Origin of the sequence: Bradyrhizobium sp. th-b2 (assembly GCF_000426785.1) — a bacterium.
GTDB classification, from domain to species: domain Bacteria; phylum Pseudomonadota; class Alphaproteobacteria; order Rhizobiales; family Xanthobacteraceae; genus Bradyrhizobium; species Bradyrhizobium septentrionale.
This window is the reverse complement of the sequence record NZ_AUGA01000131.1, coordinates 1-8913: the sequence shown is the minus strand read 5'-3', so window position 1 is coordinate 8913 and position 8913 is coordinate 1. Positions and strand designations below refer to the sequence as shown.

Below are 8913 nucleotides of genomic sequence, written 5' to 3'. Positions count from 1 at the left end.
GCGAAGCCTTCCTTGTCTATATCGAGAAGGTTCTGGTCCCGACCCTGCGGCACGGCGACATCGTCATCATGGACAATCTCGGCTCGCACAAGGCCCACGCCGTGCGTCGCGCCATCCGTGCCGCCGGCGCCCGGCTCTTCTACCTGCCGAAATACTCGCCTGATCTCAATCCGATCGAGCAGTTCTTCGCCAAGTTCAAACACTGGTTGCGCAAAGCCGCACAGCGAACCACCGAGGCCGTCTACGATGCTATCGCTCCGATCCTCGGCACCGTCTCACCGGCCGAATGCGCCAACTACTTCGCAAACGCCGGATATGACCAAAACTAAACTCATCACGCTCTAGACGAGCCTAGCCGCATTTCGGAAAACATGTCTGCGAAGCTTCGGCTATCCTCAGTGCGGTGTCCCAGTTCATCTGCCTCGGAAACGCTTGCGGGGTAGGCGATGGAGGAGTCACTGATGCGATTATACATGGCGAGTTGCATTCCTCTCGGCGACGTTGCTTGGCGGAGCCTGTCTCTTCAGTCTCCGCGCGACTCATAGGCAGCATTTGCTGTCGGCAAGCTGACCGGCAGGCATCGGCGCTTCGCTGCTGTTCGCCAAATCATCTCGAGCGGGCCAACGGCCTGCCGGCCGTCCGTTAGCGGCCGTGGTCTGTGTTCCCGCTCTCCGTCTTGCTTTCAAGTGCGAGCGAGAGTTTGAGGTTGTTACGCAACATCGCATTTGCGGGAGCTGTTTCAAGAGCTTGGCGGTATAGCGCTTGTGCCTCGCGATGGCGGCCCTCGTGGTCGAGCACAACACCCTTGGCATTCAGCGCGCGCAGGTCGCCAGGTACGACCAGTAAGAGCGCGTCGAGCACCTCAAGCGCATCATCTGGGGATCTGCGTCCCAACAGGGCCCGCGCAAGAGGAATCGCCGCATCGACGTTGTCCGGTTGTTGCCTCACCGTGTCGCGTAAAGTCTGCTCGTCAGCATCCCGATCGATGGCGCGAACAATGCGCTCACGCATGGCAGGATCAATCTCCACGGCGCCTGCTGGATCTGATGTGGATGTCTGCTGCGGGGAGAGCGCCGACCGCTCCGAGCCGGCACAAGCTGAGAGCAGCAATATGGCGAGAAGAGCTGGGCACGAGCCCGGACCAAAGGAGCACAAGCGCCGCCCGACGCTGATCGCATATGGAGTCATGGGCCATCTCGGGATAAGTGGCTGCGTTCTGTTAAGTCGCCGCGGTAAGGAGCCCGCCACGCTCCGAGGAAGCGGCCTTATCCTTGGCAGCCGGAAGCTTGACGGACCCAATCGGCTGGACGGTGAAATCCGAAGCGAGATCTTGATAGGACAGAACGGGCAAATCGATTCCGTTGCGGGTGAGAAAGCCTCGTACAAAACGTCGGATATCCATCGAACCGAGAATAATGGGTTGGCTCTGACTTCGAGCGATGGTCGAATGGATCTGACGGAATTGTGCAAGCAGCTTCTCGCTCTGCCAATCGTCCAAAACGAGGTATGGACCGACAGCGGTTTCGCGCACCGCGCCGCGGACAATATCCTCGGTCTCGCGCTCGATGATAAAGGCGGCCACAACCCGATGGGCATTGGCATAGCGAAAACAGATCTGCCGTTTCAAGGTGGCACGAACATATTCGGTGAGCAGGACCGCATTTTGCTCGCGTTCACTCCATTCTGCCAGGGCTTCCAGCAGTAGGCGGGTGTTGCGAATTGGAATGCCCTCATCGAGTAGGCGGCGCAGGACCTCGGCGATCCGAGGAACGGTGGTCGTACGCAGCACTTCCTTCACCAGATCAGCGTATTCCTGCTCCATCCGGCCAAGCAATTGGCGGGTTTCTTGAATGCCTACCAAGCGCTGTGCATAGCGTGTCAATGTGAAGTGGAGACGCAAGGCAAGAATTTCGCTCGGACGGTGATATCCGATTCCCGCGGCTTTGAGGGCGGCCGCATGACCTTCTTCGATCCAGACCCGATTCGTCTCCGGCTCTTGTCGAAAGGGGATGCCGCTCAATTCGATGTTCGCCACATCGTCGTTGAGCGCGAGTTGCGTCGGATCGATTACATCTCGTTCCACCGGCACGCTGTCGACATCTACCCTGAACTGCGACTTGGACAGATGCTGATCGACCTGAGCCGGGATACGCGGGACCGTTATGCCAAGATCCGCCGATACCAGCGTCGAAACGCGCGCGATGCACTGTTCCAGCTCGTTCTTGTCGATTGAATACGTCAGGTCCGGCGCGAGGAATAGCGCGATCGGAAGTGCCTCCGCATGAACAGCTTGTTTCTGGGTCTGTGCTAGAGCCCGAGCGGAAGCGGCTGCATCTGCACTTGTCTTACCTGCCGTCTTGTCGCTTTTCGCCCCAACCCTGACATAGCTCGCTGCAGCGAAGAGCCCAGCTAGAATGACGAACGGCGGCAAAGGGAAGCCGGGAACGAGTCCCATCAAGAGCAAGACGCAAGCGGCTAAGCGAAGGGCTTGTGTGCTTGCCGTGAGTTGGTTGACAATATCGGCGCCAAGTCTGAGCTTGGAAGGCCCGTTGACACGCGTGACGATGGTTGCGGCCGTGATCGACAGCAGCAGCGCCGGGATCTGCGAGATGAGCGCATCCCCTATTGTCAGCAGCGTATATTGGTGCAGCGCCTCATCGAGCGACATACCCTTGGACAGCAGGCCGATACTGATCCCACCCAGCATGTTGATGCAGATGACGATCAGGCCAGCGATCGCGTCGCCCTTGACAAACTTCATGGCACCATCCATGGCGCCATGAAGTTGGCTCTCTTGCTCCAGTGCCGCGCGCCGGCGACGCGCTTCGTGTTGATCGATATGGTTATTGCGCAGCTCCGCGTCTATCGCCATCTGTTTGCCCGGCAGCGCGTCGAGCGTGAAGCGCGCAGAAACCTCTGCGACGCGCTCGGCGCCTTTCGCAAGAACCATGAACTGCACCATGGTCACGATCAGGAATATGACGACTCCGACAGCGATATTCCCTGATATTACGAAGTCGCCAAAGGTGTGGATAATGCTGCCTGCGTCACCCTCCGCAAGAATAAGCCGCGTGGTTGCGATGGTCAGCGAGAGACGAAATACCGTCGAGATAAGGATGACGCCCGGCAACGAGGAAAAATCAAGCGCTGTGCTGAGATAGAGGGCAACCATCAGCAGCAATATGGCAAAGCCAAGATTGAAGCCGATCAGCATGTCAATCACGATGATCGGGATCGGCATGATCATCATGCCGATCGCCAGAAGCAGCATCAACGCGACCATAAAATCCGGATGGGCCGGCGCGCGCAGGATGAATTTACGCAAGACGTTGGCCATGAAGGTCCCTATTTCTGTTTGATGAGAGCGGTGCTGCCGCGCAATGACACATAGCGTCGGAAGACATCGCGGGCCTCGGTCATGCGGCCTGCCTCTCGCAGCGCGTGACTGCGCAGGAGCGTCAAAGGCACGCGTGAAGACGGGTGAGCATCAACGGCGTCCAGCCGATCGAGCACCTCAAGTGCTTCGTCGCCAAGGCCCTCCGAGATGAGGGTGTAGGCCAGAATTCGGAGCAGATCGACATCCTGGGAATGTTCGCGGGCTGCGATTCGTAGCAGGGCCAGACTTTGTGCGCTCTGCCCGCACGCGAGGTGGACATAGGAGAGGGCGCAGAGCAGGTCACGCTCCGGCCCGGAGATCAGCAGGATATCGCCGGACTTGGAAACGTCCGGGGCCGAGGTGCGGACCTCCTGCACTCGATCCGATTCGATCATGGCTAGCCCTTGATCAAGCTGTTCTGATTTTGCCGGAGCAGAAGGAACCGCCGCAGTTCTTGCTGCAGGATCGCCAAGCATTCGCCGGCCGTCTTGTCGTCTGGCGTTGATTCCAGCGTTTGCGTTAAGCGCTCCAGAAGAGCACCATGCCTGTCTGCGCGCAGCACGTCCGGATGACGCAGGCGTGGAATGACGAAGGAGAGCAGGCCATGTGACAGATTGTGGCCATAAAGTGAGGCAAGTACTGCGCGGGGGTCGATTTCATTTGCGCCAGCAGCCCTCTCGAAGAGAGTGACGCGCGAGATTGCATCGATCGGGCCGACCTCGAGCGCGGCTTCGCTCGCAGGATCAATTGTCAGATCCTGAGCGGATGCGTCTCGCCACGACGCCTGTTTCGTGGCGCCATCTGCATGAGCGCCCGCGACTTCGATGTGGTCGGCTTTCGGGGTGATCGGGCCGTTGACCGGTGCATGCTCCCCCGCGTCATACCCCTGCGACGAGGGGCCGGACCCTACAGGGTGCTGGGGCAGTCTGGCCATCGGCTTCTCCTTTCTTCCTGCAGGGCGGAAACGTTAATAGGGAAGTGCAGCGAAGCGGCCGTTCCGACTGAGCAGCACTCGTCCATCCTCGATTCGATCGACGGTCCATCCATTGCTCAGCAGCGCTCCCACGAAATACTTCTGGCCGCCGATAAGAAGATAACGTTCGCTTCCGCGCCAAACCGCTTGGACCGAGATTGAGGGCGGCGCCTTTTCGTCCTTGACGGTGACCGCGTTCACAAGGGCAGGAGTTCCGTTGGTTTGATGATCAAACCATTGCTGGATTTCCTGCCATTTTGCGCCAAGGGCTGGCGTTACGGTTCCTTCTGCGGTCACAACGCCGTGCCCCGAACCGACCTTGATATTAAGAAGGCCCCCTCGTTCAACCTCCTGCCGCAGCAATTCGGCAGTTGCATCAGCGGCCTTCGCATCCAGACGATTGATGGCTGGTTTGGCGGCAATGTCGGCCACAGACGATGCGTCTGTGCTCGGCGTCACTGCGCTATCGTCAGGGGCGAATATGGGCGAGACGGCGCCGATCGCCATGGAGCTGAGCAAGACGAGGCTGAGCACCACGATCCAGATAAAAGAGCGGTTGCTTGAGCCACCTTGCTGCAAATCTTGCGTCGACCAGCGAATGGACATGGCGCCGACATGAACGACGGCAGGAAGAGGAACACTAACGCGCTCGCCTGGGGGCATATTCTCGCGGCCGTCCAGTCTGATATTGGCTGCAAGGGCCTCGATCTCGATCGAATTGGTATGCGGGGTGATGCGAAGGTGGCGCGGTTCGAGCCCTTGTTCAAAGAAGATCAGATCGGCATCGAGGCCGCTGCCGATGAGGCTGGCCCCAATAGCGGCTTTGCCCCTAAGCCCGGCATAGAGCCCCGATAAGACCTCAAACTCGAGAGAAATCGATTCGCTCACGGATCATCTCCTGAATAACGAGACAAGCCGTACGGCAGTTCGCCGTACGGCTCTTGCAGAGTTCGTCATTCACTGCGCGGACACGGTAGCGACTCGGTGAGCCAACCGTCTTGCAGATTTACTGGACGCGTTCGTCGGCGACCTTCTTCTCGGAAGAGAGCTCGGTCGTAATTCTGCGCATTGCCACGGCCTGGGCCTGAACTTTTTGGCTAACACGCTCGAACTCAGCCATCTGGTTCTGGAAACCGGCATCCTGGGTAGCAGGAGCGGCACCGTTACCGCCAACACTATTAACCGCCATGTCTATTTACCTTTCTTTGTCGTGTGTCGTTAGTTGTGGCCTGCTACGTCGGGCGGGCCGATGATACGATGGCAGGAATAGAAAGAAAGACGTGCTCGCCCCCCAGACTGCTCAGGCTCAGCTCTGCGTTCTTGCCGAGACCATCGGTCTTGGGCTGTACGTTCGTTTCAGCGTTCTTGTTGTCGGCAGTTTTGTCGGAGTGACTATCTTCGGACTCCAACTTGTGGATCACCTTTTCAAAGGTGTGATCAATGGCCCCGCCCACGGCGGAACCAATCGCAGCTCCGGCAGGTCCGCCCAACCATCCGCCGGCAGCGCTTCCGATCATTTCTCCAATCATCGGCTTCTCCTATGCTCGTCTTGTTACGCTCAATAGACGACTCCTCGCCTACAGTTCAGCGGCCTCATGCTAGGAGCGCTACCTTTCGAGAAGCTGACGAGTCTCCCGTTCCAGAACATTGGGGTGGCCCTTTGCAGAAGCTCATCACCTGCTGACAGCTTGCAAGCTTCATTTGCCTCCCTGGCCGCGCGTATGATCAGCCTGACGCCGAGCCGATATCGGCGCGGCGAACGTGCCTGCGCGTCAGGCGCAATTCGTTGGTCTGGTGAAGCTTGCAGCGAAGCTCTGACGGGTGTGCGTGGTCCGGCGATCAGGCCCGGTCGCTAGGCCTACGGCCGGGTTGTTGCGTTTGTCGGTGAGCGTTGCTGCGGAGACTGATGGTGTGATCGCCGGCACTTAGAGATTGCATCGATAGCGCGCGACGGGGAGCGGCGGGGGGGGGCTTTTCTGGTCCGACGGAGCGACTGGCGGCTTCGCGGTGAGGCCTCGTCGCTTATTGAGGCCTCGCAAGGAACAGGACCTATCAGCGTAGCTGACATCGGACAGTCGATCGTCGGGTGCGAGACTACATGTTACCGGTGATCGGCGAGCGTGGATATTCCCTAAAGGTGGTCTGTCGTGGAAGGCAGCTGCGAGCAATCACGCGATCCTCAGCCCGTGTCTGCTGACGAGGGCTGTGATGTTCAGTCGATGGTTTGTTGTCGTCAGCTTTTCGACAGGTACTGCTGGTACAGTCTTGGGACTTGGATGCGTGCGACATGCTCGTGCCAAGCCGACGAGAGAAGGGAGGGATCTCATCAGGGTTGCCGACGCCGGCAGCGAGAAGCATCCATTCGCTCGCCATCGGGCCAGGGGTGCGTTCTAAAATGGTTCCTAGTTGATTGAGCACAACGCTCGCAATTTTACCGCTTTCTTCGATGCAACAGGAGTGAACTAAATGGCGTATCTTCCCGTGGCCGGTCTCCCCGTGGTCGGCGCACTCGATTCGACGGTGAATGGAGTGGGGTCTGACGGGGTGGTTGCCAGCCCCGCTTTCGGCGCGCTGTTGGGGCAGTATGCCTCGACGGGTGCCTACCAGTACCTGCCGGCAGGTACTGCCGTCGTTGTCGCTCCGGTGGTCGTCACTCCAGTCGTGGTTGCTCCCATGTACATGATGGCGCCACCTCCTCCTTCCATGCTGTTGAGCCAGCAAAGTTCGGGTTTGGAGTCTTCCGTCGATCCGGTGTGGACGCATGAGGTCAAGGATGGTAAGGCCACGATCAACCTCGGCGACAAATATACGATCACGGCCAATGAGAAGGATGGCACCTGGACCGTTCGCAACAACCAGACCGGCCATGTCACGAAGATCCATGGCGATCCCCATGTTGACGCGGACGGGGATGGCAGGGATGACTTCGACTTCAAGAAAGATATGACCTTCCAGCTCGACGATGGGACCAAGATTACCGTCAATAATGTCGACTACGGTAATGGTGAGGCCATCTCCTCAAAGTTGACCATTACGAACGGTCACAACGCGATGGTTGTGGAGGGGCTCGGCGACGACAAGGATGGCAAAAACAATCTGAGGGTGACCCAGTCCAATGCTGGCATGACTCTTGATGAGCTGACACCCGATGGTGCCCAGGCGATCCATGAGAGTGGCCAAGGCTGGGTCGATGGCGCCGGCGGCGTGGTGAATCAGGCGAGTATCGATGCCGGCGAACAGGGTCGCGCGCCGGGCAACTACCAGTCTGCAAGCGCAGCGCCTGCCACTGCAACACCCGTGTTCTTCGTTCCTCCTCCACCGCCGCCTCTTGCGATGGTTCCGCTTGCCGTCGCGCCGGCGCCGTCATCTCAGCCAGCGCCAGTGTGGTCGCACGAGGTCAAGGACGGCAAGGCGACGATCAACCTTGGTGATAAGTATACGATCACAGCCGATGAGAAGGACGGCACCTGGACCGTTAGGAACAACCAGACCGGCCATGTCTCGAGGATCCACGGCGATCCTCATGTCGATGCTAATGGCGACGGCAAGGACGATTTCGACTTCAAGAAAGGTATGACCTTCCAGCTCGACGACGGCACGAAGATCACGGTGGACACGGTCGATTATGGCAAGGGAAAAACCATCTCCTCGAAGCTCACCATCACCAACGGCGACAATGCCATGGTTGTGGAGGGGCTCGGCGACGACAAGGATGGGAAGAACAATCTGAAGGTCACGCAGTCTAATGCTGGGCGGACGCTTGATCAGCTGACGTCCGATGGAGCTCAGACAATCCATGAGACAAATCAGGGGTGGGTTGACAACTCCGGACGCAAGGTGACGCAGTCGGTGATCAACCACAATGAGAGCCCGGATGCGCCGCCGGATTTCAAGACGATGATGCGCGAGAGCATGTTCCGGCGCATTTTCCGTCACGATGCACAGCCGGCATGAGGCCCGATCCCGGGGCGTGTCGGAAACTCGTGGAAGCGGGCGCTAGCGCCCGCCTTTCATTTTCGCCAAACGGCCGCGAGAATGGCAGCTTGGCGATCTATCGATTCAGGATCGACGGTAACAGCCAGATTGTCTCGGCAATCGCAGCCTTCGCCCCGACAAACGGGCGGAGGGCCTCCAGGCCCGGCTACCCGGCCAGAATTGCTGCGGCGCGTTCCCGCCCGTTGTCGGCGATGGAGGCGTTGCACAGGAACGGTGCTCTCAGGTTTGTCTGCATGCCGACGCAAGCGTCGCAGTGAAAATCCCGTCAAGATCGCAGATTGGATTGAGGGCTGCCTCGACGGCGCGATCTACCCTCGGCTCAAAAGCACAAGCCCTGTCTCGCGTTGAGCTCTGCCTGTCTTTAGCCTCCGAAGCCGGGCGTGAACCCCAGCGCCCCCGAACATCCATCAGCTTCTCAGGAAGCCGGAGGCGCCGTGGGCTATGAGCATCGCCATTCCCGTCAAAGTCTGCTGCTAGGGACGTTAAAAGGAAATCGCAGCAGCCCGCTGCCAAAAAGATCCAGGTGCATTCGGATTCGCGGACCCGCTCGCAGCTCGGATCTGAGATC

At 59.0% G+C, this 8913-nt stretch carries 9 protein-coding genes; 2 read left to right on the top strand and 7 right to left on the bottom strand.

From position 1 onward, the window contains the following. Positions 1-329, top strand: a 329-nt coding sequence (locus K359_RS55930; protein ID WP_035978348.1) for an IS630 family transposase, incomplete at its 5' end; no start/stop codon positions are given. Positions 330-642: 313 nt separating this feature from the next. Here K359_RS55930 and K359_RS55925 read toward each other — a convergent pair. The 7 genes from K359_RS55925 to K359_RS0145335 all read right to left on the bottom strand — a co-directional run bounded on the left by K359_RS55925 (position 643) and on the right by K359_RS0145335 (position 5878). Then, complete coding sequence (locus K359_RS55925) at positions 643-1011, bottom strand: tetratricopeptide repeat protein (RefSeq protein WP_175619473.1); 369 nt, start codon at positions 1009-1011, stop codon at positions 643-645. A gap of 208 nt (positions 1012-1219) precedes the next feature. Continuing rightward, on the bottom strand, positions 1220-3337 hold the full coding sequence (sctV, locus tag K359_RS0145360) for a type III secretion system export apparatus subunit SctV (protein WP_029084950.1): 2118 nt from the start codon (positions 3335-3337) through the stop codon (positions 1220-1222). 8 nt (positions 3338-3345) lie between these two features. Further along, entirely contained in the window at positions 3346-3771 is a 426-nt protein-coding gene (locus tag K359_RS0145355; protein ID WP_029084949.1) for a tetratricopeptide repeat protein, read from the bottom strand. A 2-nt stretch (positions 3772-3773) separates the two neighbouring features. Then, positions 3774-4310 (bottom strand): hypothetical protein, encoded by a 537-nt coding sequence (locus K359_RS0145350; protein WP_029084948.1) that lies wholly within the window; start codon positions 4308-4310, stop codon positions 3774-3776. Positions 4311-4343: 33 nt separating this feature from the next. Then, complete coding sequence (locus K359_RS0145345) at positions 4344-5237, bottom strand: hypothetical protein (RefSeq protein WP_029084947.1); 894 nt, start codon at positions 5235-5237, stop codon at positions 4344-4346. Positions 5238-5355: 118 nt separating this feature from the next. After that, on the bottom strand, positions 5356-5538 hold the full coding sequence (locus K359_RS0145340; RefSeq protein ID WP_029084946.1) for a hypothetical protein: 183 nt from the start codon (positions 5536-5538) through the stop codon (positions 5356-5358). Between the two features lie 43 nt (positions 5539-5581). Beyond that, positions 5582-5878 (bottom strand): hypothetical protein, encoded by a 297-nt coding sequence (locus K359_RS0145335; protein ID WP_029084945.1) that lies wholly within the window; start codon positions 5876-5878, stop codon positions 5582-5584. A gap of 937 nt (positions 5879-6815) precedes the next feature. Between K359_RS0145335 and K359_RS0145330 the strand changes: the two genes are divergently transcribed. Beyond that, entirely contained in the window at positions 6816-8303 is a 1488-nt protein-coding gene (locus tag K359_RS0145330; protein ID WP_029084944.1) for a DUF1521 domain-containing protein, read from the top strand. Positions 8304-8913: the final 610 nt, after the last annotated feature.